22 protein-coding genes are annotated in these 22332 nt (G+C 63.9%); 5 read left to right on the top strand and 17 right to left on the bottom strand.

The genetic code is table 11. The annotated features are described in order from the left end of the window. Positions 1-33: 33 nt before the first annotated feature. The 8 genes from ACWPW0_RS21335 to ACWPW0_RS21300 form a co-directional block, all read right to left on the bottom strand. The gene (locus ACWPW0_RS21335) at positions 34-585 is read right to left on the bottom strand and encodes a hypothetical protein (protein WP_454256484.1); all 552 of its coding nucleotides are present in this window, start codon (positions 583-585) and stop codon (positions 34-36) included. 74 nt (positions 586-659) lie between these two features. Beyond that, positions 660-863, bottom strand: a complete 204-nt coding sequence (rmf, locus tag ACWPW0_RS21330; protein ID WP_447594869.1) for a ribosome modulation factor — start codon at positions 861-863, stop codon at positions 660-662. A gap of 333 nt (positions 864-1196) precedes the next feature. Next, positions 1197-2786, bottom strand: a complete 1590-nt coding sequence (gene gshA, locus ACWPW0_RS21325; protein WP_454256483.1) for a glutamate--cysteine ligase — start codon at positions 2784-2786, stop codon at positions 1197-1199. A 282-nt stretch (positions 2787-3068) separates the two neighbouring features. Further along, positions 3069-5507: a TonB-dependent siderophore receptor gene (locus ACWPW0_RS21320; protein ID WP_454256482.1), complete on the bottom strand. Its 2439-nt coding sequence runs from the start codon at positions 5505-5507 to the stop codon at positions 3069-3071. Positions 5508-5588: 81 nt separating this feature from the next. Next, the gene (locus ACWPW0_RS21315) at positions 5589-6554 is read right to left on the bottom strand and encodes a FecR family protein (protein ID WP_454256481.1); all 966 of its coding nucleotides are present in this window, start codon (positions 6552-6554) and stop codon (positions 5589-5591) included. After that, entirely contained in the window at positions 6551-7054 is a 504-nt protein-coding gene (locus ACWPW0_RS21310; RefSeq protein WP_447594862.1) for an RNA polymerase sigma factor, read from the bottom strand. The genes ACWPW0_RS21315 and ACWPW0_RS21310 overlap by 4 nt, the downstream gene beginning before the upstream one ends. 139 nt (positions 7055-7193) lie before the next feature. Further along, positions 7194-7580, bottom strand: coding sequence for a PaaI family thioesterase (locus tag ACWPW0_RS21305; RefSeq protein ID WP_447594860.1), 387 nt, complete (start codon positions 7578-7580; stop codon positions 7194-7196). A 3-nt stretch (positions 7581-7583) separates the two neighbouring features. Continuing rightward, positions 7584-9911 (bottom strand): Tex family protein, encoded by a 2328-nt coding sequence (locus ACWPW0_RS21300; RefSeq protein WP_454256480.1) that lies wholly within the window; start codon positions 9909-9911, stop codon positions 7584-7586. A 239-nt stretch (positions 9912-10150) separates the two neighbouring features. On the opposite strand from ACWPW0_RS21300, the gene ompR reads away from it, so the two are divergent. Together ompR and ACWPW0_RS21290 are read left to right on the top strand one after the other, a co-directional pair. Beyond that, positions 10151-10882 (top strand): osmolarity response regulator transcription factor OmpR, encoded by a 732-nt coding sequence (gene ompR, locus ACWPW0_RS21295; RefSeq protein WP_447594857.1) that lies wholly within the window; start codon positions 10151-10153, stop codon positions 10880-10882. 127 nt (positions 10883-11009) lie between these two features. Then, positions 11010-12323, top strand: coding sequence for an ATP-binding protein (locus ACWPW0_RS21290; RefSeq protein ID WP_454256479.1), 1314 nt, complete (start codon positions 11010-11012; stop codon positions 12321-12323). Between the two features lie 89 nt (positions 12324-12412). Here the strand turns inward: ACWPW0_RS21290 and rimK are convergent, their stop codons facing one another. Further along, positions 12413-13318: a 30S ribosomal protein S6--L-glutamate ligase gene (gene rimK / locus ACWPW0_RS21285; protein WP_447594853.1), complete on the bottom strand. Its 906-nt coding sequence runs from the start codon at positions 13316-13318 to the stop codon at positions 12413-12415. After that, the gene (rimB, locus tag ACWPW0_RS21280) at positions 13315-13782 is read right to left on the bottom strand and encodes a retropepsin-like aspartic endopeptidase RimB (RefSeq protein ID WP_447594851.1); all 468 of its coding nucleotides are present in this window, start codon (positions 13780-13782) and stop codon (positions 13315-13317) included. The genes rimK and rimB overlap by 4 nt, the downstream gene beginning before the upstream one ends. A gap of 107 nt (positions 13783-13889) precedes the next feature. Between rimB and ACWPW0_RS21275 the strand changes: the two genes are divergently transcribed. Then, on the top strand, positions 13890-14279 hold the full coding sequence (locus ACWPW0_RS21275; protein ID WP_454256478.1) for an RNA-binding S4 domain-containing protein: 390 nt from the start codon (positions 13890-13892) through the stop codon (positions 14277-14279). 4 nt (positions 14280-14283) lie between these two features. Here ACWPW0_RS21275 and ACWPW0_RS21270 read toward each other — a convergent pair whose 3' ends face one another. Then, positions 14284-15081, bottom strand: coding sequence for a phosphatase PAP2 family protein (locus ACWPW0_RS21270; protein WP_454256477.1), 798 nt, complete (start codon positions 15079-15081; stop codon positions 14284-14286). A 101-nt stretch (positions 15082-15182) separates the two neighbouring features. Here ACWPW0_RS21270 and hslO point away from each other — a divergent pair, with 101 nt between their 5' ends. Beyond that, positions 15183-16076 (top strand): Hsp33 family molecular chaperone HslO, encoded by an 894-nt coding sequence (gene hslO / locus ACWPW0_RS21265; protein ID WP_454256476.1) that lies wholly within the window; start codon positions 15183-15185, stop codon positions 16074-16076. 166 nt (positions 16077-16242) lie between these two features. Further along, complete coding sequence (locus tag ACWPW0_RS21260; protein ID WP_454256475.1) at positions 16243-17784, top strand: phosphoenolpyruvate carboxykinase; 1542 nt, start codon at positions 16243-16245, stop codon at positions 17782-17784. A 142-nt stretch (positions 17785-17926) separates the two neighbouring features. On the opposite strand, the gene ACWPW0_RS21255 is transcribed toward ACWPW0_RS21260, so the two are convergent. Genes ACWPW0_RS21255 through metW form a run of 6 tightly spaced genes read right to left on the bottom strand, consistent with a single transcriptional unit; the run spans position 17927 to position 22331 of the window. Continuing rightward, the gene (locus tag ACWPW0_RS21255) at positions 17927-18250 is read right to left on the bottom strand and encodes a DUF3392 domain-containing protein (RefSeq protein WP_447594842.1); all 324 of its coding nucleotides are present in this window, start codon (positions 18248-18250) and stop codon (positions 17927-17929) included. 28 nt (positions 18251-18278) lie between these two features. Beyond that, positions 18279-19430 (bottom strand): GGDEF domain-containing protein, encoded by a 1152-nt coding sequence (locus ACWPW0_RS21250; protein ID WP_454256474.1) that lies wholly within the window; start codon positions 19428-19430, stop codon positions 18279-18281. 57 nt (positions 19431-19487) lie between these two features. Next, the gene (gene hemW, locus ACWPW0_RS21245; RefSeq protein WP_454256473.1) at positions 19488-20678 is read right to left on the bottom strand and encodes a radical SAM family heme chaperone HemW; all 1191 of its coding nucleotides are present in this window, start codon (positions 20676-20678) and stop codon (positions 19488-19490) included. After that, entirely contained in the window at positions 20675-21268 is a 594-nt protein-coding gene (gene rdgB, locus ACWPW0_RS21240; protein ID WP_454256472.1) for an RdgB/HAM1 family non-canonical purine NTP pyrophosphatase, read from the bottom strand. Before rdgB ends, hemW begins: the two co-directional genes overlap by 4 nt. Continuing rightward, a complete protein-coding gene (locus ACWPW0_RS21235; protein WP_447594834.1) occupies positions 21265-21684 on the bottom strand; it encodes a DUF4426 domain-containing protein in 420 nt (139 codons plus the stop codon). Before ACWPW0_RS21235 ends, rdgB begins: the two co-directional genes overlap by 4 nt. Before the next feature lie 26 nt (positions 21685-21710). After that, complete coding sequence (gene metW / locus ACWPW0_RS21230) at positions 21711-22331, bottom strand: methionine biosynthesis protein MetW (protein WP_447594832.1); 621 nt, start codon at positions 22329-22331, stop codon at positions 21711-21713. Between the last annotated feature and the right edge of the window lies 1 nt (position 22332).

The following is a 22332-nucleotide window of genomic DNA, read 5'->3' as shown; positions in this document are numbered from 1 at the left end:
CAGCAGGCTTTCATCACGGTAGTGCGCTTGGTTTTACTGGAAGTGGAAGTTGCCGCTGAATACGACTTTTCCATCCAGGCTGACGGAGCACTGGCGTGCGGTTTCCACGGGGACGACTTTTCCGAGTAGGGGAAGCAGACCTGGATAGAAGGCCTTATCGCACTCGGGTGTTTTCTCAAAAGCCATTGAGCGCCCTTGGCTATCGGCCTTGATCGCACATCCCTGAATCAGATCCGAAGATAGTTGGGCCAGTTCGACATTGCTCTCGCTTGTGCCGCTTCTAAGTTCAATCAACTCATAGCAGCTACCGCTTGCGGTGCCGTTCTTCAGCGTTTTATGGAAGACCACGCGTTGGTAGTCATCGCCTTGGAATGCCGTTTCGTCATTTACACGGACAAGATACTGCGAGGGTTTGAACGGAATTGCACGGATACAAAAGTCGGTTGTGATGACTTGTCCGGCAATCTCACGGGTTTCACTCTGGCAGCCAGGTTTGGCTGTTGCGAAAGCGCTGGTGGGTTGTCCCTGGCTGGCACAGCCGGATAATAGGGCGAGGGCAATAACGCTGTAATAAATGCGCAGCATGCAGAAGTCCTTTTCATGGTGAGAAGGTGCGCATGGTCGTTGACGATGTTGTTTCTGGCAATAGATTGGATGAATTAGGCGCTGCGGCGCTGGTGCTGTTTGAACTGCTCGTTGCCGTCGTCCCACCCGGCTTCCCAGGCGGCGGCGAGGACATCGGCGGGGTAGGGTTGCTGGTGCTGCGGCTGGCCGGTGAGGCCGGCCATGTAGCCTTGCTGGTAGGCCTTGTTCAGGCTTTCCAGGCTCCAGTCTTCGAGAGCGGTGTCAGCGGGCGACGTCATCGCATGTGCCAGTGCGGGATTTCCCGTCAGGCTAGCTGGCCTCCCGCTCGGGCGGAAGGTCATTGGTCCGCGCCGAACGGTACGATTGACGGTTTTGTGACGGGCTGCCCTATTCCGGGGCCGCCCGGTGCGTGTGCCAGAACCTGTGCAAAGCCCGCGAGCCAGAGGTATGCCAGGCAAATGCAGGCGAGGACGCGCGGTTTACGTGCTGTAAGTGAGCATGACCCGCTTCGCTCGCCCCTTTGGGGCCGCACTGAAGTACGTTAGCCGCAAACGGCTTGCTGAGCCTGCTTTTAACGCGGTAACGCCGACGCGCAGCAGGCTTTGAACGGGTTAGACGCTGATACCGAGAATGCTGGCTTGATAGGCCGCGACGAAGGTGTCGAAGTCGCCTGGCTCGGCGCTTTCCAGTTCCGCCTGTTCGGCCAGGGACTGACGGGCCAGGCCCTCGAAGAACTGTTGCTCCTCTGCACTCAATGGGCGCGCCTTGAAGTCCTCGGCGTGGGCGCGGCTGTAGCGCATGGCAAAGTCGCGGAAGCTTTCGCCACGGGCCTGCAGTTCGGCGAGCACCTGCGCCGAGGGCGTCAGGCTGGCATCGTCGATTTTGGCTTGCTGCTGCACGAGCGCCTGCTGGAAGCTTTCGCCGCCATGCGCGCGGTCGAGCAGTTCGGCGATGGGCGCGAAGTCCTGTAGCAATTGCGTGGCCCAGGCCTTGAGTTCCACCGTCTGGCCATCGCGCTGCAGGTGCAGGCCCGGACGGCGGCCTTCCTTGACGGTCTTGAGGAAGTTGTCGGAGCAGGAGCGGCATTCGCCGCCTTCGAACAGTGGGCTGTCCTGCAGGGCACAGAACAGCACGAAGACGTCGAGGAAGCGCGCTTCGGTCAGGTCGATGCCCAGTGGCAGGTAGGGGTTGATGTCCAGGCAGCGGACTTCGACGTACTGCACGCCGCGGGCGATCAGGGCCTGGATCGGCCGTTCGCCGGAGTAGGTCACGCGCTTGGGACGGATGTTCGAGTAGTACTCGTTCTCGATCTGCAGCACGTTGGTGTTGAGCTGCACCCATTCGCCATTCTGCTTGGTGCCGACGTCGGCATACGGCGCATAGGGCGTGGACACGGCCTGGCGCAGGCTTTCGGTGTAGCTGGCCAGGTCGTTGTAGCAGGGTGTGAGGCCGGCCTGGGCGTTGTTCTGGTAGCCCAGGTCGCTCATGCGCAGGCTGGTGGCGTAGGGCAGGTAGAGGGTGTCGGCGTCGAGTTGCTGCAACTGGTGCGGGCGGCCACGCAGGAAGCTGCTATCCAGTGCCGGCGAGGCGCCGAACAGGTACATCAGCAGCCAGCTGTAGCGGCGGAAGTTGCGGGTCAGGGCGATGTAGCGGGTCGACTGGTAGTCGCGCACGCTGCCGGTGTCGCCGTCGAGCTTCTGCAGCAGCGGCCAGATACGTTCCGCCAGGCTGAAGTTGTAGTGAATGCCGGCAATGCATTGCATGGTTTTGCCGTAGCGCAGGGCCAGGCCCTTGCGGTAGACGTGCTTGAGCTTGCCGATGTTGGAATTGCCATAGCGGGCGATCGGGATGTCTTCTTCTTCCGGCAGCGGGCCGGGCATCGACGGGCTCCAGAGGAACTCGTCGTCATTGGCCAGCTTGCTGTAGGCGAAGCGGTGGATGCGATCCAGATCGTCCAGGGTCTGCACGGCGTCGGCTTCGGCCGGGGTGATGAACTCCAGCAGCGCCTCGGAATAGTCCGTGGTGATCTGCGGGTTGGTCAGCGCCGCGCCCAGGGCGTGCGGGTGGTCGCTGTGCGCCAGTTGGCCGTCGGCGGTGACGCGCAGGCATTCGCGCTCGATGCCATGCAGGCTTTGAGTCAGCAGGGACAGGGCAGGGCTTTCGCCGAGCAGGGCCAGGCGGCGGGAGAAAAGCTCGCTCAAGATTGTTGTTCCTTCACGCATCGGTCGCCCGGATATGGGGGTGGACATGGCGCACTGCAAGGGGATGAAAGAAAACGACCACGGGCCGGTGGGGCCGAAAGTCCTGCCAGTCTAGCCGAGCGGCCTGGCTGGCGGCACTCGAGAAAAGCGCCGCGCAGTGTACTTCATCGGTTTGCGCACGGTGATAGTCCGCCGCAGGCGGGGCAACGGCACAGGGCGGCCGAGGCCGCCCTGTTGTTGAAGAAGGCAGGCCAGCCCCCGCCAGGAGGCCTGGCCCTTTACTCAGAAGCCCACGCTGGCCTGGATGAACAGGGTGCGTGGCTGGCCCATGTAGATGCCGGCGTTGTTGTCGCTGGAGCGGGTGTAGTAGCGGCGGTCGAACAGGTTTTTCACCCCGGCGCCGATCTTCAGGTTGGACAGTTGCTCGCCGAAGTCATAGGCACCGCGCACGTTCCAGGTCACGTAGCCGGGAATGTCGCCGTACTGGCCGTCGGCCGTGGGCTCGGTGATGTAGACGCCGGTGAAGCGGTTGTTGGCCATGCCAGTGCCTGGCGCTCGTTGCATGGACTGGGCGTAGCCATCGAAGTTGTAGGTCCAGCGGTTGACCTGGTAGCGCAGGCCGAGGTTGGCCACCTGGCGCGAGTAGAACGGCAGGTCTCGGCCCTTGAACGCCGGGATCTCGCCTTCGTAGGTCGCGCGGGTGTAGGTCAGCCCGCCGTTGATGCTCAGGCCGCTGAGCAGCGCATCGAGGTTGTACTGGCCGGACATTTCCAGGCCCTGGTGCTTGGTCGCCCCGAGGTTGGTCCAGCCCACGGCGTTGCTGATGTACTGCAGCTCATCGGCGAAGTCGATGTAGAACGCGGTCAGCTCGCCGCTCCACAGGTCGTCGCTGTAGCGGGTGCCGATCTCGTAGGTCTTGGCTTTCTCCGGTTCCAGGCCGTTGGCAGTTTCGTTGCCGCTGCCACCTTGGCCGAGCTGGAAGTACTGCAGACTGCCGAAGGAGGTCTCGTAGTTGGCGAACACCTTCCACGCATCGGAGATGTGGTACATCACGCTCAGGGCTGGCAGGGGCTCGTTGTACGACTTGTTGCGCTTCTTCTCGGGGACTCGTGCGCCGGTCTCGCTGATCACGGGGCGATCATGCCAGTCGGTGTCGATGCGCTCGAAGCGGATGCCCGGGGTGAGGGTCCAGTTGCCGATGTCGATCTTGTCGTCGATGTAGAACGAGCTGGCTTCGGTGCCGCCATCGCGGTCCTGGTAGACGTGGCCGTCGGCGGTCGGGCCGGTGCTTGGCGTCGGGACGTTGTTGACCAACTGCAGGCGGCTGCCCTGCTCGCGCATGGCTTCCTTGAGGTAGCGATAGCCGACGCCGACTTCGTGGGTGGTGTCGCCCAGGAAGAACAGGCGTGAGACGCGCGGCTCGATGCCGAAGGTGTGGTAGCTGCGCGGGAAGGAGCCCAGCGTATCCATCGCTCGGGGGGCGAGGTTGCTGCCCCGGAAGCTGTCGCTGTAGTAGGTCAGCACTTCGAACTGGGTCAGGTCGTCAATCTGGCGCAGGTACTTGAGGGACACATCCTTGCGCCGGCCACTGAAGTTGTCCCAGTCACGCACCGACTGGTACGGATTGTCGTCGTACTGCGCCTGGGTCAGGCCGCCGGGCATGTCTGCGGCGGCGTCGTAGTAGTGGAAATTGAGGCTGAAGTCATCCTGCTCGGTTGGCGCCCAGTGGGTCTTGAGGATGACGTCGTCGATGTCGTTGCGGTTGTTGCGATCGCGGTAGCCCGAACCTTTTACCCCGGAATACAGCAGCGCGGCACCGATGCCGTTGTCGGCGGTGCCGCCAACGAATGCGCTGTTGAGGGTCTTCCAGCCGCCGTGGGAAGCGTGCTCCATGGTGGTGGAGACTTCGCCGCTGAAGGTCTCCGGGATGGCGCGGGTGACGAAGTTGATCACCCCGCCGACGTTCTGCGGCCCGTAGCGCACCGAACCGGCGCCGCGGACGACGTCGATGCTGTCCAGGTTACCGACGGAGATGGGGGCCATCGATAGCTGCGGCTGGCCGTAGGGCGCGAACGCGGCCGGCACACCATCGATCAGCACGGTGGAGCGGGGCGACAGACGCGAGGTCAGGCCGCGTACCCCGAAGTTCAGCGAAATATCACTGCCGCCGGTGCCGTTGGATTCCTGCACCTGCACCCCCGGCACGCTGCGCAGCACGTCACGCACGTTGCTGGCGGCCTGCTCGACCATCGCTTCGCGGCGGATCACGGTGCGCGCACCGGGATGGTTTTGCACCACGCGTTCTTCGGCGGTGCCCAGCCAGTTGCCGACCACCGAGACGGTGGAAGTGGGCAGTTCCAGCGAGCCTTGCTGGTCGTCGGCCGTCGGGGCGCGCAGCACGAACGAATCGTCGACCTGCTCGTAGCTCAGCCCGCTGCCGCGCAGCAGGCTGTCCAGTGCAGCCTGGGGCGACAGGTCGCCGGATACTGCAGGCGCTTGCTTATTGGCCACCAGCTCCGGACTGAAGAACAGTTGCAGCGAGGTCTGCTGGCCCAGTTGGGTCAGGGCGCTGGCCAGGGGCTGGGCGGGGATCTGGATGCTGTAGCGGGATTCGGCGTATGCGCCGCCCGACAGGCTGGCCAGGCTGATGGCCAGGCTCAGGGAAAGCACGCGCAGGGAGCGTTCAGTAGTGGCAGAAAATCGAGGATTTCTCACGTTCATCCGGTCCTGTAATGGGAGGCCATGCTGGTTCGAGGAAAAACAGCTGGGCAAGAAGACGAACGGCGAACGAAAATCCTGAATCTAAAAAGGAATTATTTTCATACTGCCGTCGGCGAGGGTTTCGATACGCACGGGTAACACCCGTGGTAGAGCGCTCAGCAGGGCATCGGTGTCGTTGGCGCGGAATACACTGGAGAAGCGCAAACCGGCCACGGCCGGGGCCACCAGCAAGGGCTTTTCCCGGTAGCGCGAGACTTCTGCCACCACGTCGACCAATGGCGTGTCATTGAACACCAGACGCCCCTGGCGCCAGGCCGTGGCGGCAGCGATGTCGATCGGCTGGATCGCACTGACCACCCCCGCCGAGTTGACCCGCACGCCATCGCCTGCAGTGAGAGGACGGGTGGCGGCGTTCTGGCTGCCGTGCACCAGTACCGAGCCGGACTCCACCGCCACACGGACCACGCCGGCCTGGTGGCGTACATCGAAACGGGTACCGGTCACGGTGATGGTGCCGGCGCCGGCCTGGACCACGAACGGCCGTTGCGGGTCGCGGCTGACGCTGAACAGGGCTTCGCCCTCCTGAAGGGTCACGTCGCGACGTTGGTCGTGCAGGCGCACGGTAAGCCGTGTACGGCCCCCCAGTTCGAGCTGCGAGCCATCGGCCAGAGTGACCTGGCGGTGCTCGCCGGCCCGGGTGGCGTAGGTTTCGCCGCGCCAGGCCAGGGGGTCGAGCAGGTAGACCAGGCCGATAGCCAGGACCGCGCTGGCGGCCGTGGCCAACAGGGCCGGGCGCCAGCGTCGCGGCGATGGCTCGCGGCTCAGGGCGCGCAGGCGCTGTTCCGTGAGCAGGCCGGTAACCTGCCAGAGCTGTTGCAGGCGCGCATATTCCTCGCGGTGCTGCGGTGCTGCGTCCAGCCAGGCGTCGAAGTGCTGTTGTTCCTGCGCGCTGGGCTCGGCATCCTGGCGCCGGCTGAACCAGCGCGCGGCCTGCTCGCGCACGGCATCGTCGGCGGGCAGCTGGGCGTGGATCGGGTCGGGGGTCATGGCGGGCTCAGGTCCAGTCGGTCGCGCAAATGACGCAGGGTGCGGATCATATAGCGTTCGACCATGTTGCGGGACAGGCCGAGGCGTTCGGCGATTTCCGCCTGGCTCAGGCCATCGAGCTTTTGCCAGATGAACACCTGGCGGCACTTGAGCGGCAGCTCGACCAGCGCCTGTTCGATCGACTCGGCCAGTTGCAGGGCGTGCATCAGGGATTCGGGGTCGCCGCCACCGGCCTCGTCCATGCCACTGGCACCCTGTTCCACCAGCGCACGTCGCTCATCACGGCGGAATTGATCGACGGCGATGTTGCGGGTGATCTGGTGCAGGTAGGCGCGCGGTTGCTGGACCTCCTGCTGGCCCTGCTGCTGTTCCCCTTCGAGCACGCGCACGAAGGCATCGTGGGCGAGATCTTCGGCGCGCTGACGGTTTCTCAGGCGACGCGTCCAGGTGCCAACGAGTTCTTCGTAGTGCTGGAAGAAACCGGGTTTGCGGGTGGACATCGGAGGCAGGGCTGCCAGAAGGAAATAGTTGCTAATGATAATTGTTATTTTATGAAGGGTGCAATTCAGCCGCTCGGTGGTCGCCCAGCCGGCAGGAAGGAGGCGTGCTGCCGCCGAGACGGCAACACGGGGCATCAGGTCATTTGCAGATGAAGGTGGATTGCGCGGTGGCGATCAGCTTGTCACCTTGCAGCACCTTGGCTTCCAGCACGTGCACCTTGCGCCCGGCGTTGAGCACGCGGGCGTGGCAGACGATCTCGCCTTCGCTGACGGCGCGGATGTAGTTTATCTTGCACTCCAGGGTCATGCTGCCGGCCTCGCCGCCGAACAGGCTGTGGCTGGCCTGGCCGAGGGCGGTGTCGATCAGCGAAAACAGCGCGCCGCCGTGCATGCGGCCATGCAGGTTGAGCAACTGCTCTTGCATGCTCATGCGCACCTGGGACTCGCCGTTCTCGGCCTTGTCGATGGTCATGCCGAGCAGCTTGCTGAAGTTGCTGCTCTGGCCGGCGGCGGAGGTACTGCTCATCGTTTACTTCCTCAATTGCTTGGCGTTGGCGAATAGCGAGGCCATGCCGGCATTCGCCGGGGCCGGTTTGTCCTGGCTCGAATGGCGCTCGCTGCGCGGTTGCGCGGCGCGGTTCTGACCGCCGTTGCGCGCACCACCACGGGTACCTTCGACTTTCTCGCCCGGGGTGTCGCTCATGCGCATGGACAGGCCGACGCGGTTACGCGGGATGTCCACCTCCATGACCTTGACCTTGACGATGTCGCCGGCCTTGACCACCTCGTACGGGTCTTTGACGAACTTCTCCGACAGCGCGCTGATGTGGACCAGGCCGTCCTGGTGCACGCCGATATCGACGAAGGCACCGAAGTTGGTGACGTTGGTCACCACGCCTTCGAGGACCATGCCCGGTTGCAGGTCCTTGAGCGTCTCGACGCCATCCTGGAACTCGGCGGTCTTGAATTCCGGGCGCGGGTCGCGGGCCGGTTTGTCGAGTTCCTTGAGAATGTCGGTGACGGTCGGCAGGCCGAAGGTCTCGTCGGTGAACTGCTTCGGATCAAGGCGCTTGAGGAAGCTCGAGTCGCCGAGCAGCGAGCGGATGTCACGGCCAGTGTCGGCGGCGATGCGCTGCACCAGCGGGTAGGCTTCCGGGTGCACGGCAGAGGCGTCCAGGGGGTTGTCGCCGCTCATCACGCGCAGGAAGCCGGCGGCCAGTACGTAGGTCTTCTCGCCCAGGCGCGGGACTTTCTTCAGCTCGTCGCGAGTCTTGAAGGCGCCGTTGGCGTCGCGGTGGGCGACGATGTTCTGCGCCAGCGTGGTGTTGAGGCCGGAGATACGCGCCAGCAGCGCCACCGAGGCGGTGTTGACGTCGACGCCGACGGCATTTACGCAGTCCTCGACCACGGCATCCAGGCTACGTGCCAGCTTGAGCTGCGACACGTCGTGCTGGTACTGGCCGACGCCAATGGCTTTCGGGTCGATCTTCACCAGCTCGGCCAGCGGGTCCTGCAGGCGGCGGGCGATGGACACGGCGCCGCGCAGCGACACGTCCATGTCGGGGAATTCCTTGGCGGCCAGCTCCGAGGCGGAGTACACCGAGGCGCCGGCTTCGCTGACCATGATCTTGGTCAGTTTCAGGCCTGGCAGTTTCTTGATCAGGTCGGCGGCCAGCTTGTCGGTCTCGCGGCTGGCGGTGCCGTTGCCGATGGAGATCAGGTCCACGGCATGCTTGGCGCACAGCTTGGCAAGGATCGCCAGGGTGCCGTCCCAGTCATTGCGCGGCGCGTGCGGGTAGACGGTGGCGGTTTCCAGCACCTTGCCGGTGGTGTCGACCACGGCAACCTTGCAGCCGGTACGCAGGCCCGGGTCCAGCGCCAGGGTGGTGCGCGGGCCGGCGGGTGCAGCGAGCAGCAGGTCGTGCAGGTTGCGGGCGAAGACGTTGATCGCCTCGTCCTCGGACTTCTCGCGCAGTTCGCCGAGCAGGTCGGTTTCCAGGTGGGTGTAGAGCTTGACCTTCCAGGTCCAGCGCACCACTTCGCCCAGCCACTTGTCGGCGGCGCGACCCCGGTTGTCGATGCCGAAACGCTCGCCGATCATCACTTCGCACGGGTGCAGGGTGCCGGGGGCCTCGTCTCCGACCTTCAGGGTGCTGCCGAGGATGCCTTCGTTGCGCCCACGGAAGATCGCCAGGGCGCGGTGCGACGGCACGTTCTTCAACGGTTCGTCGTGCTCGAAGTAGTCGCTGAACTTGGCGCCTTCGGCTTCTTTGCCAGCGACCACGCGGGCGCTGAGGGTGGCGTTGTCCTTGAGGAAGGTGCGCAGGCGCTCGAGCAGGGTGGCATCTTCGGCGAAGCGTTCCATGAGGATGTACTTGGCGCCTTCGAGCACGGCCTTGACGTCGGCGAAGCCTTTCTCGGCATCGACGAAGCGCGCGGCTTCGCTTTCCGGGTTCAGGCTCGGGTCGTTGAACAGGCCGTCAGCCAGCTCGCCGAGGCCGGCTTCCAGGGCGATCTGGCCCTTGGTGCGGCGCTTCTGCTTGTACGGCAAATACAAGTCTTCGAGGCGCGTCTTGGTGTCGGCGAGGTTGATCTCGCGGGCCAGCTCCGGGGTCAGCTTGCCCTGCTCCTCGATGCTGGCGAGGATGCTGGTGCGGCGCTCGTCGAGTTCGCGCAGGTAGCGCAGGCGTTCTTCCAGGTTACGCAGCTGGGTGTCGTCCAGGCTGCCGGTGACTTCCTTGCGGTAGCGCGCGATAAACGGCACGGTAGAGCCTTCGTCGAGCAGGGCCACGGCGGCGGCCACCTGTTGCGGGAGGACACCGAGCTCTTCGGCGATACGCTTGTTGATGCTGTCCATACACCTACCTAGAAAATGAACCGTACTGAACAGTGGCCGGTCTCAGAACCTGTCCAACGTTTGCCGCACGGGGCTTGCGATACGTTGGGTGAGCGCTTGGCCGACCGCAAAGCGCGGCATTATAACCACCGGTTTTTACCGACATGGGCAACCGGTCGGGAAAAATCTGCTAACAATGGCTGGAGCGGGGCGCACGTCGCTTACGCCATAATGCCGCTTCTCTCTATTGGGGACCTGCCATGAGCACAGCTGTCGCGCCGGAAGGCGAAAAGATCCTGATCGTCGACGATGACCCCGGCCTGCGCCGCCTGCTGGAACGCTTCCTCAGCGAGCAGGGCTATCGCGTGCGCGCCGTGGAGAACGTCGAACAGATGGATCGTCTGCTGGCACGCGAGTTGTTCCAGTTGCTGGTACTCGACCTGATGCTGCCAGGCGAGGATGGTTTGTCCGCCTGCCGCCGTCTGCGCGAAGGTGGCAACCAACTGCCGATCATCATGCTCACCGCCAAGGGCGACGAGGCCAGCCGTATTCAGGGCCTGGAAGGCGGCGCCGACGATTACCTGGCCAAGCCATTCAACCCGCGCGAGCTGCTGGCGCGGATCAAGGCCGTGCTGCGTCGTCAGGCTCCGGTGGTGCCGGGCGCGCCGGGCAGTGAAGACGAGAGTGTCAGCTTCGGCGAGTACGAGTTGTCCCTGGCCACCCGCGAGCTGAAGAAGGGCGATCAGGTGCACATGCTCACCACGGGTGAGTTCGCCGTGCTCAAGGCGCTGGTGCAGCATGCCCGCGAGCCGCTGACCCGCGACAAGCTGATGAACCTGGCTCGAGGCCGCGAATGGGATGCCCTGGAGCGCTCCATCGACGTACAGATTTCCCGTCTGCGCCGGTTGATCGAGCCGGACCCGTCCAAGCCGCGCTATATCCAGACGGTCTGGGGCGTGGGCTATGTGTTCGTTCCGGACGGCAGCAAGTAACCCGTAGGGTGGATGACGCTGCATCCATCCGCCATGACCCGTTCGGTGGATGGCCACCCCGTGTAGGGCCACCCCGTGGATCGATACGGCGCGATCCACCCTACGCCTACGGAATGCGTAACACCCGATGAAAACCCCGCTCTGGTTCCCGCAAAGCTTCTTCTCGCGCACCCTGTGGCTCGTGCTCATTGTCGTGCTGTTTTCCAAGGCGCTGACCCTGGTCTACCTGATGATGAACGAGGATGTGCTGGTCGACCGCCAGTACAGCCACGGTGCGGCGCTGACCTTGCGCGCCTATTGGGCGGCCGATCCCGAGGACCGTCCGCACATCGCCAAGGCGGCGATGTTGCGCCGGGTGCCGCGTGCCGACGTGCCGCCGCCCGAGCAGCACTGGCCGTACTCGGAAATTTTCCTGCGGCAGATGCAGGCCGAACTCGGTGCCGACACCGATGTACGGGTGCGCCTGCAGAGCCCACCGTCGCTCTGGGTGCACGCGCCGAGCCTGGGTGAGGATTGGGTGCGCGTGCCGCTGTATCCGCACCCACTGCGGGGGCAGAAGATCTGGAGCGTGCTGGGCTGGTTCCTCGCCATCGGCGTGCTGTCCACCGCGGCTGCGTGGATCTTCGTGCGCCAGCTCAATGCGCCACTCAAACGCCTGGTATTTGCCGCTCGCCAACTGGGCCAGGGGCGCAGCGTGCGCTTGCCGATCAGCGATACGCCCAGCGAGATGACCGAGGTCTACCGGGCGTTCAACCAGATGGCTGAGGATGTCGAGCAGGGCGCCCGCGAGCGTGAGCTGATGCTGGCCGGGGTGTCCCATGACCTGCGCACGCCGTTGACCCGACTGCGCCTGTCACTGGAGTTGCTCGACAGTGACTCGGAGCTGACCGAAGACATGATCCGCGATATCGAGGACATGGACGCCATTCTCGACCAGTTTCTTGCCTTCATCCGCGATGGTCGTGACGAGAAACCGGAGCTGATCGAACTGGGTGAGCTGGTGCGCGACGTGGTTGCACCCTACAACCAGCACGAGGAGCGCGTGCGCCTGTGTCTGGAAGATGTGCCGCCGTTCCCGCTGCGCCGGGTGTCGATCAAGCGCCTACTGGTCAACCTGATCGAAAACGCCCTGCGCTATGGCGGGCAAGGCGTCGAAGTGGCCGCCTATGTGGCAGGTGACCAGGCGGCGCCCTATGTGGTGCTCAGCGTGCTTGACCGGGGGGCTGGCATCGATCCGGCGGAACTGGGCGATATCTTCAACCCGTTTATCCGTGGCGACCGGGCCCGGGGCGGCAAGGGCACTGGCCTGGGCCTGGCCATCGTCAAGCGCATTGCCTCGTTGCATGGCGGTAGCGTCGAGCTGCGCAACCGTTCCGGTGGCGGGCTGGAAGCGCGGATATGCCTGCCCCTGGGGCTGTTGCTGCCGCGTGATGCGGCCTGATCAGGCCTGGGCGCACGGCGAAAGACGCCACACGCTAGGCATTGCGCGATTTCTCGGTGCGCATTGCGCACCCTGCGGGCCGGGCCGGATCAGCCTTTGCCTTTGGTGCGGGTCAGGCCGTGTTCGGCATTCTTTTCCAGGTAGCCGATGATGATCCCGGCGACGTCCTTGCCGGTGGTGGTCTCGATGCCTTCCAGGCCCGGTGAGGAGTTCACTTCCATCACCAGCGGGCCGTGGTTGGAGCGCAGGATGTCGACGCCGGCCACCGACAGACCCATGACCTTGGCCGCGCGGATGGCGGTCATGCGTTCTTCCGGGGTGATCTTGATCAGGCTGGCGCTGCCGCCGCGGTGCAGGTTGGAGCGGAATTCGCCAGGGGCCGCCTGACGCTTCATCGCGGCAATGACCTTGTCGCCGACCACGAAGCAGCGGATGTCGGCACCGCCGGCTTCTTTTATATATTCCTGCACCATGATGTTCTGCTTGAGCCCCATGAAGGCCTCGATCACCGATTCAGCGGCCTTCTCGGTCTCGCAGAGCACCACGCCGATGCCCTGGGTGCCTTCCAGTACCTTGATCACCAGCGGCGCGCCGTTGACCATGTGGATCAGATCGGGAATATCGTCTGGCGAGTGGGCGAAGCCGGTCACCGGCAGGCCGATCCCTTTGCGTGACAACAGTTGCAGTGAGCGCAGCTTGTCGCGCGAGCGGCTGATCGCCACCGACTCGTTGAGCGGAAACACGCCCATCATTTCGAACTGGCGCAGCACGGCGCAGCCATAGAAGGTAACCGAGGCGCCGATGCGCGGGATCACCGCATCGAAGCCTTCGAGCGGTCGGCCCCGGTAGTGGATCTGCGGCTTGTGGCTGGCGATGTTCATGTAGGCGCGCAGGGTGTCGACCACCACCACCTCATGGCCGCGCTGCGTGCCCGCCTCCACCAGGCGGCGGGTCGAGTACAGGCGAGGGTTGCGCGACAGGATGGCGATTCTCATTGGGCACCGGGGGCAGAAGGAAGCTGAGGTTTGTCTTGTACGTAGGTCAGGGCAGGGTTGACCACCAGATTGCCCTGGACCAGCGCCTTGGAGCCGAGCAGCACGCGGTAACGCATGGTCTTGCGGCAGGCCAGGGTGAACTCCACCGGCCAGGAGCGATCACCCAGGGTCAGCCGGGTGCGAATCACATAACGGGTCTGGCTCTGGCCGTTCGAGCTTTTGATGGTCTTGACCGATACCACCAGGGCTTCGCAGCGATGGCGGCGCTGTACCAGCGTGCCGAGGTGGGCGGTGAAGCGCACCCATTCCTGGCCATCGCGCTGGAACGGCTGGATATCGCTGGCATGCAGGGTCGAGGTGCTGGCGCCGGTGTCGATCTTGGCGCGCAGGCCGACCATGCCCAGCTCTGGCAGGTTGATCCACTCGCGCAGGCCAACCACCGATAAATGATCGAATGTCTTCAAGGTGGTGTTCCGTCGGGCCTGAACCGGAAAGGTTCGGGCATTCTAGTTGCCCCATGTGACAACTGCATCAGGCAAGATTCACGCTGAGTTTCAAAGGTTAGGGTGCCATGAGCGACAAGAATGATGACAAGGTGCGTCTGGACAAGTGGCTGTGGGCCGCGCGTTTCTACAAGACCCGCAGCCTGGCCAAGGAAGCCATCGAGGGCGGCAAGGTGCATTGCCGGGGCGAACGCTGCAAGCCGGGCAAGGAGCCGAGGATTGGCGACGAGTATGTAATCCGCACCGGTTTCGAGGAGCGCACGGTGGTGGTCTGCGAATTATCGATGGTGCGCCGCGGCGCCCCCGAGGCCCAGGCGCTCTATCGCGAGAGAGAAGAAAGCATCAGCCGCCGTGAAGAGGCTGCGGCCCAGCGCAAGGCAGGAGCACTGGGCGTGCAGACTGACGGCCGGCCGAACAAGAAACAGCGCCGGCAATTGCTGGGGTTGCGCGGCGACTGAACCGTCAGTTGGCCTGTAGAACGCTCATGCGACCGATCACGGGGAGGCGCCGCACCAAGGGCAGGAACGGTTGGCACAGGCGTTCGAGGCCTGCGGCAATCAGCCCGGCCAAGGGTGTGCAGTAACCCCAGGCGTAGGTGAACAGCGCCAGGAAGACCCCGCCAACGGCCACATCCACCAGCCAGTGGGCGCCCGTCACCAGGCGCGGCAGGCAGAAGAACAGCACCACCAGCAGGGTCGCTGCCAGTTTCCAGCCACGGCTGAAGCGTGCCATGAACAGGCCCCAGATCATCAGCACCGAGGCGTGGTCACCTGGGAAGCTGCGGCTGGAACGGTCCTTGAGTTCGAAAACATGTTCAAGCCAGGGGAAGTGGTCGCTCAGGTGAATTGCGCCTTCGATCTGGATCGAGGGGCTCGCATGCTGCCAGCCGAGGTGCTTGGCCAGCTTAGTGAATATCACCCGGATCACCAGCAGCAGCGCCAGCAAGGCAAGGAAGTGCAGCAGAGCAGGGCGCACCTCGTTGCTCGCGAACACCCAGCCGCTGTGGATCAGCAGAACCAGCATGAGCACGCCGACCATGGCATCCGTCGGGCGCAGGCTGGCGATGGCCCAGAGCGTGTCCCAGGCCGGGCTGTGCAGCAGGGAGCCATTGAGCGTGTGGAAGACCCACAGGTTACCGGCCTCCCACAGGGCGCGAGTACCCGGCAGTTGCCAGCTCAGCAGCACGGTGAATGCAATGGCGTTGAGGACCAGCAAAGCCGGCCATCGCCAGGTGGCTTGGATGCGAATGGCTTTATCCATAGAATCTCCTCCCTTCTTCCTTCCTTGAGTTGAAATCGGCGGCGCACCTTATAAGGGCGTGAAGCCATTTTGTCATTCTCATCCGACGCCTGGCCTGCCTAATGCACGATTTTGATCACACTCAGCGCTTTCTGTTCGATGACACCGATGTTCGTGGCGAACTGGTCAGCCTCGGCGAAAGCTATCAACACGTGCTGGCCAAGCATCCCTACCCGGAGCCGGTTGCCCAATTGCTGGGCGAGTTGCTGGCCGCGGCGGCGCTGCTGGTCGGCACCATGAAGTTCGACGGCCTGCTGATCCTGCAGGCACGCTCGTCCGGAGCGGTGCCACTGCTGATGATCGAGTGCTCCAGTGAGCGCGAGGTGCGTGGCATCGCTCGCTATCATGCCGAGCAGATCAAGCCGGGCGATGGCCTGCGCGAGCTGATGCCCGATGGCACCCTGGCACTGACCGTCGATCCACGTCAGGGCCAGCGCTATCAAGGCATCGTCGACCTGGAAGGCGACAGCTTGGAGCAAAGCCTGTCTGCGTACTTCGCCACCTCCGAGCAGTTGCCGACCCGTTTCTGGCTGCGCGCCGATGGCCAGCGCGCACGCGGTCTGCTGTTGCAACAGTTGCCGGCCGATCGCCTGCGTGAGCCCGAGGAGCGTGAAGCCAGTTGGCAGCACGTGCTGACCCTGGCCAACACCCTGACCGCCGAAGAGTTGCTCGGCCTGGACAATGACACCCTGCTGCATCGCCTCTACCACGAAGAGACCGTGCGACTGTTCGAGCCGCTGCCGCTGCAGTTCCGCTGCAGTTGTTCGCGCGAGCGTTCGGCGCGGGCGCTGATCAGCCTGGGCCACGAGGATGCGCGGCAGTTGCTCGGCGAGCAGGGCGGCGAACTGGTGATCGATTGCCAGTTCTGCAACGAGCGCTATGCCTTCGATGCCGCGGATGTCGATCTGCTGTTCGCGGGTGGCGGTACGGACAACCCCTCGGCCACCGTGCATTGACGATAGCGTGCGTCTATCGATCGGGTAGATGGAACGCATACTGCCAAGGCGCGTGCTTTTCTGGCATACTCCCGCGACTTTTTTAGCGCTGTAGTTGAATCCTGTTTTCACTACAGCGTGTCAAGCACACGTTTGGAAGACTCGGCCATGGCCGACGGGGACCCTCATGACGCAAGCCAATACCGCCGTTTACACCGATATCAGTGCTGCCCAACTGGTCGAAGAGGCCATCCGTCGTGGCGAAGGTGAACTGGCCGCCAACGGTTCTCTGGTGGTACGCACCGGTCACCGCACCGGCCGCTCGCCAGTCGATCGCTTCATCGTTCAGGAGCCGAGCACCGAGGCGAAGATCGCCTGGGGTGCCATCAACCGTCCGTTCCCGGCCGACAAGTTCGACGCCCTGTGGGCGCGTGTCGAGGCGTTCAACAACGCTCAGGACCATTTCGTTTCCCATGTGCATGTCGGTTCGGCCGATGCGCACTACCTGCCGGTCAAGATGACCACCCAGACTGCCTGGCAGAACCTGTTTGGCCGTCAGCTGTTCATCAATCCGCCGCAGTACAACCCGTCCGCCAAGGACGAGTGGCAGGTGCTGAACGTCGCCAACTTCGAGTGCGTGCCCGAGCGTGACGGCACCAACTCCGACGGTTGCGTGATCCTCAACTTCGCTCAGAAGAAAGTTCTGATCGCCGGCATGCGTTACGCCGGTGAAATGAAGAAGGCCATGTTCTCCGTACAGAACTTCCTGCTGCCGGACGTCGACGTGCTGCCAATGCACTGCGCCGCCAACATCGGCGAAGACGGCGACACCACCCTGTTCTTCGGCCTGTCCGGCACCGGCAAGACCACCCTGTCCGCCGATCCGGCGCGCTACCTGATCGGCGACGACGAGCACGGCTGGGGCGTGGGCGTGGTGTTCAACATCGAAGGCGGCTGCTACGCCAAGTGCATCGACCTGTCCGAGAAGAACGAGCCGGTGATCTGGAAAGCCATCCAGTTCGGCGCCGTGCTGGAAAACGTCGTGCTCGACGAGAACCGCGTTCCAGACTACAGCGATGACAGCCTGACCCAGAACAGCCGTGCTGCCTATCCGCTGGAGCTGATCGAGAAACGCAGCGAGAAGAACCTCGGTGGCGAGCCGAATGCCGTGATCTTCCTGACCTGCGACCTGACTGGCGTGCTGCCACCGGTGTCGATCCTCAACGAAGAGCAGGCCGCGTACCACTTCCTGTCCGGCTACACCGCGCTGGTCGGTTCCACCGAAATGGGCTCGGGCGGCGGCATCAAGTCGACCTTCTCCACCTGCTTCGGCGCACCGTTCTTCCCGCGTCCGGCTGGCGAATACGCCGAGCTGCTGATCAAGCGTATCCGTGGCTTCGGTTCCAAGGTCTACCTGGTCAACACCGGCTGGACCGGTGGTGGCTACGGCGTCGGCAACCGCTTCAACATCCCGACCACCCGTGGCGTGATCGCGGCGATCCAGAGCGGTGCGCTGATCGGTGCTGAGACCGAGCAACTGCCGATCATCAACCTGAGCGTGCCGAAAGCCGTTCCAGGCGTCGAGACCAACCTGCTCAACCCGCGCAACACCTGGGCTGACAAGGCTGCCTACGACGAAGCGGCCAAAGGCCTGGCCAAGCTGTTCGTCGAGAACTTCACCAAGTTCGACGTTTCCGACGCCATCCGCAACGCTGGCCCACAGCTGTAAGCGTCGTGCGATGAAAAAAGCCGCCTTCGGGCGGCTTTTTTGTGTCCGGTGATTCCTGGTAGATCACCCGGCGGTGCCACCTGCCCTGCAGGGTGCGCGGTGCGCGCTGCCAGTGCCCCTATTTTGCCGGGGTGGCATCCGCTCATTTGCGGTCGGCCAGCACACCGATAAGAAAGAACACCAGCAACAGCACCGGCGACAGGGTGAAGTTGTTGAAGTAGCCCAGGCCCTTGGCCAGCCAGGGCGTGAGGAAGACGATGGCCAGGCCGTAGCCGACCGCACAGACCAGCACGAAGATCAGCGTGCGCAGGAAGAAGTTGAGGTTGCCGATGGTGCGTTGCACCCAGGCGTTGATACCAGGCCCGAACAGGACAAGCAGCGTGGCCATGATAGCCAGCGAGATGTCGTACAAATTGCCGCGGCACCAGCGCGACAGGGTGGCGATCAGGTCCAGTAGCAGATCCATTGAAGCTCCTTCGAATGATGGGGCGCAGTCAGCCCTGCGCCACCAGGTTGCGGCCAGCGCGCTTGGCTCGGTAGAGCGCGGCATCGGCACGGTGTAGTAGCTGTTCGAGGTTTTCCCCGGGATTGGCGGTGGCGCAGCCGATGCTCAGGGTGATCGGTCGGGCTTCATCGCCGTGTTTATAGGGCGTATTGGCAACCTGCGCACGCAAGCGCTCGGCCACCAGCAGCGCCTGGCTGGCGGTGGTGTCGCGCAGCAGCAGGATGAACTCTTCACCGCCGTAGCGCCCGAGCGGCTCGTCGGGGCGCAGACTGGAGGACAGGGTGTCGACCACATGACGCAGCACCGCGTCCCCAGCCTGGTGACCGAGGGTGTCGTTGACCTGCTTGAAGTGGTCGATATCGAGCAGCAGCAGCGATACCGGTGCGCGATCCGCCGTCAGCGCGCGCTGGCTCATGTCGATGAGCATGGTGCGCGAATAGGCATTGGTCAGCGCGTCATGGCTGAGCTGGTGCTCGAGCATGGCGTGCAGGCGCTCGTTGAGCATCAGGATGAAACCCACGGAAATACAGATGGCCAGCAGGCTGTGGGTGGAGAAGTAGAGGATGTTGATTGGCGTTGGGGCGAGAAACTCGCTGCCGGTGGCGGGAAAGCTGATGGCGTTGATGATGCGCAGCCCCGAGACCAATACGTCGAAGAACACGGTAACGGCGGTGAACAGGTAGGGGAAGCTGGTGCGGCCCGCCTGGCGTGGACGCAAGCGGGTGACATCCAGGCCATAGAGCAGCAACAGGAAGCCGGAAACGAGGGAGAAGATTGCCACCCGCACGGAGAACAGATCGACCACGTAGGTACACAGGGTCATGATCAGGCAGGCGCTGATCAGGCCCAGGGCGAGCAGGCCGTTGCGTGGGCGCAGCCCGAAGAACGCCCGGCTGCCGGAGTAGATCATCGCCACCGACGCCAGGCTGGCGATATTGGCCACGGTCATCGACAGCAGATCAGGAATGATGTCGCGCAGGCCATAGAGCGAGGAGGCGCCAGCGAGGACCAGCATTGCCAGGCTCCAATGCCGGGCGCCACCGATGCGTTCGCGAATCGAGGCCGGCATCGCGAACAGCACGAAGGACATCAGCAGGCTGAGGGCCGCCAGAATGAAGATGATGCTGCGCGGGTCGAGCACAGGGGAGTCGCCGGTTCACGGGGAATTGCATAGCCTACCGGAACAGGGCTGCGGCTGTCAGTCGAGGAACATCTGCAGCAGATCATTGAGGAACAGTTGCCCTTCGCGGCTGGCCGCCAGACGTGCCGGATCGGTCAGTAGCAGCTTGCGCTGCTCGGCGTTACGGCGGGCCTCGGCCAGTCGCGTCAGCGGCAATCCGGTGCGCTGACTGAACAGCTCGGCAGCGACGCCATCGTTCAGGCGCAGGGCATTCATCAGAAACTCGAACGGCAACTCGTCTGTGCCCAGCAAGCGTTCGCCGGCCTGGAACGCCTTGTGTGGATCAAGGTAGTCCTTGGGCAGGCGAGTCTTCCAGGTGCGGATGATGCGCCCCTCCGGCGTGCTCAGCTTGGCGTGGGCACCCGCGCCAATGCCGAGGAAGTCGCCGAAGGTCCAGTAGTTGAGGTTGTGCCGCGCCGCCTGGCGGGGCTGGGCATAGGCGGAAATCTCATACTGCGCGTAGCCCTCGGCGGCCAGCAGGGCTTGCCCGGCTTCCTGGATATCCCACAGCAGGTCGTCTTCGGGCAGCTGTGGCGGCTGGCTCCAGAACACCGTATTCGGCTCCATGGTCAGCTGGTACCAGGACAGGTGTGTGGGCTGCTGGGCGATGGCGGTGCGCAGGTCGAACAGTGCGTCGTCGATGGACTGCTCGGGCAGGCCGTGCATCAGGTCCAGGTTGAAGTTGTCGAAGCCGGCATTGCGCGCCATGTCGGCTGCGCGAATCGCCTCGTTGCCGTCGTGGATACGCCCGAGGGCCTTGAGCTTGGCTTCCTGGAAACTCTGCACGCCGATGGACAGGCGATTGATGCCCAGGCTGCGGTAGTCGCGAAACTTGGCCTGCTCGAAGGTGCCGGGGTTGGCTTCCAGGGTGATCTCGATATCGGGGGCGAACGCCACGCGACGCTCCACGCCTTCAAGCAATCGTCCAAGGGCCCTGGCCGAGAACAGGCTGGGGGTGCCGCCGCCGAAGAAAATCGAGGTCAGCGAGCGGCCATGAACATGAACGAGGTCAGCCTCCAGGTCGGCCAGCAGCGCATCGACATAGGCGTCTTCCGGCAACTCGGGGCCGGCAGCATGCGAGTTGAAGTCGCAGTACGGGCATTTGCGCACGCACCACGGAATGTGGATGTAGAGCGCCAGTGGCGGGAGTTCGAAGCCCCCGGTCGCCAACACCAGGCCCTCGCCTGTGCGGCCGGGGGCGTCGTTCATAAACCCAGGCGCTGCTTGAGCAGGGCCATGGCGCGGGCGCGGTGGCTCAGCTGGTTCTTTTCGGCAGGTGCCAGCTCGGCACTGGAACAGCGGCTTTCCGGCACCCAGAACAGCGGGTCGTAGCCAAAACCATGTTCGCCGCGAGCGGCATGCAGGATGCTGCCGTGCCACAGGCCTTCGCAGATGATCGGCAGCGGGTCGTCGGCGTGACGCACCAGGGCCAGGCAGCAGACGAACTGGGCCGTGCGTTGTGCGTCCGGAACGTCCTTCAGCGTGGCCAGCAGCTTGGCATTGTTCGCCGCATCGCCCTGGCCGTCGGCGTAGCGTGCCGAGTAGATGCCCGGCGCACCGCCGAGGGCGTCGACCGCCAGGCCGGAATCATCGGCCAGCGCCGGCAGGCCGGAGACGCGGGCGGCGTTGCGCGCCTTGAGAATGGCGTTCTCGATGAACGAAAGACCGGTTTCCTCCGGCTCCACCGAGGAAAATTCACCGACCGAGCGTACCCGCACGGCATTGCCGAGCATGGCTTGCAGTTCCTTGAGTTTGCCGGCGTTGTGGCTGGCGAGTACGAGTTCTGTGAGCGGCATCATTCGTCGGGGAACACTTCCTGGTTGAAGGTGAAGCTGTGCGGGGCGGCATCACCGACCTGGACATTCAGGGTAAAGGTCAGCATTTCGCGCTGGCGCAGCGGGAACTCGGCGAGGTAATACACCGCGCCATTTTCCAGGACCTGTTTGAAGGTCAGGGTGGTGGTCTGGCTGAGCAGGTTCTTCACCTGACCGCTGACTTGCGCGGGCGTGCCCTTGCCGGCCTTGAGTACGGCGACGTTGAGCACGCCACCGGTCTTGCTGCGTGTCAGGCCGGCGGCAGCGGCGATATCGGGTTGCAGGAAGCTGGAATTGAACACGCTGTAGTGCACATCCAGGTCGGCGAAGCTCTGCTTGCGTTCAGCGGCGGCGGGCAGGGCGAACAGGAGGCAAGCTAGCAGGCAGGCGATACGGGACATGAGGATTCTCCGGTGGCGTCAGGCGGTTAGACGGCTATGCGGTGATCGGCCAGGCCGGGACCGCTGACGCGATAAATGCCGATCTCACCCAATAGATTAGGCCATAGCCGGCTGCCGAGGTTGTGGCGATGTTCGTGGTCCACGGCCAGGCGCTCTTCGACCTTGGCGCTCTGCTCGCGGCACAGGCGCTCGAAGTCGGCGAAGGTGCAGAAGTGGATGTTCGGCGTGTTGTACCAGGTGTAGGGCAGAAAGTCCGACACCGGCATGCGCCCGTTGCGCGCCAGGTACCAGCGGCAGCGCCAGTGGCCGAAGTTGGGGAAGGTAATGATGCAGGTCTTGCCGACGCGCAGCATTTCCGCGAGCACCTTGTCCGGGAAGTGCAGGGCTTGCAGCGATTGGGTCATTACCACCACATCGAAACTGTTGCTGGCGAAGTTGCCCAGTCCCAGGTCGAGGTCCTGTTCGATGACATTGACCCCGCGTTCGATGCAGGTGGCGATCTTTTCCGGGTCGATTTCCAGGCCGTAGCCACTGACCTGCTTGTTTTCGTGCAGCCAGGCCAGGAGTTCGCCGTCGCCGCAGCCGAGGTCGAGCACGCGGCTACCGGCGGGAATCCAGTCCTGAATGATTTCGAGGTCGGCACGCATG

The sequence above is a fragment of the Pseudomonas sp. Marseille-Q8238 genome (assembly GCF_965111915.1).
The sequence above is the reverse complement of the archived record's forward strand: the minus strand, read 5'-3'. Positions and strand labels throughout refer to the sequence as shown.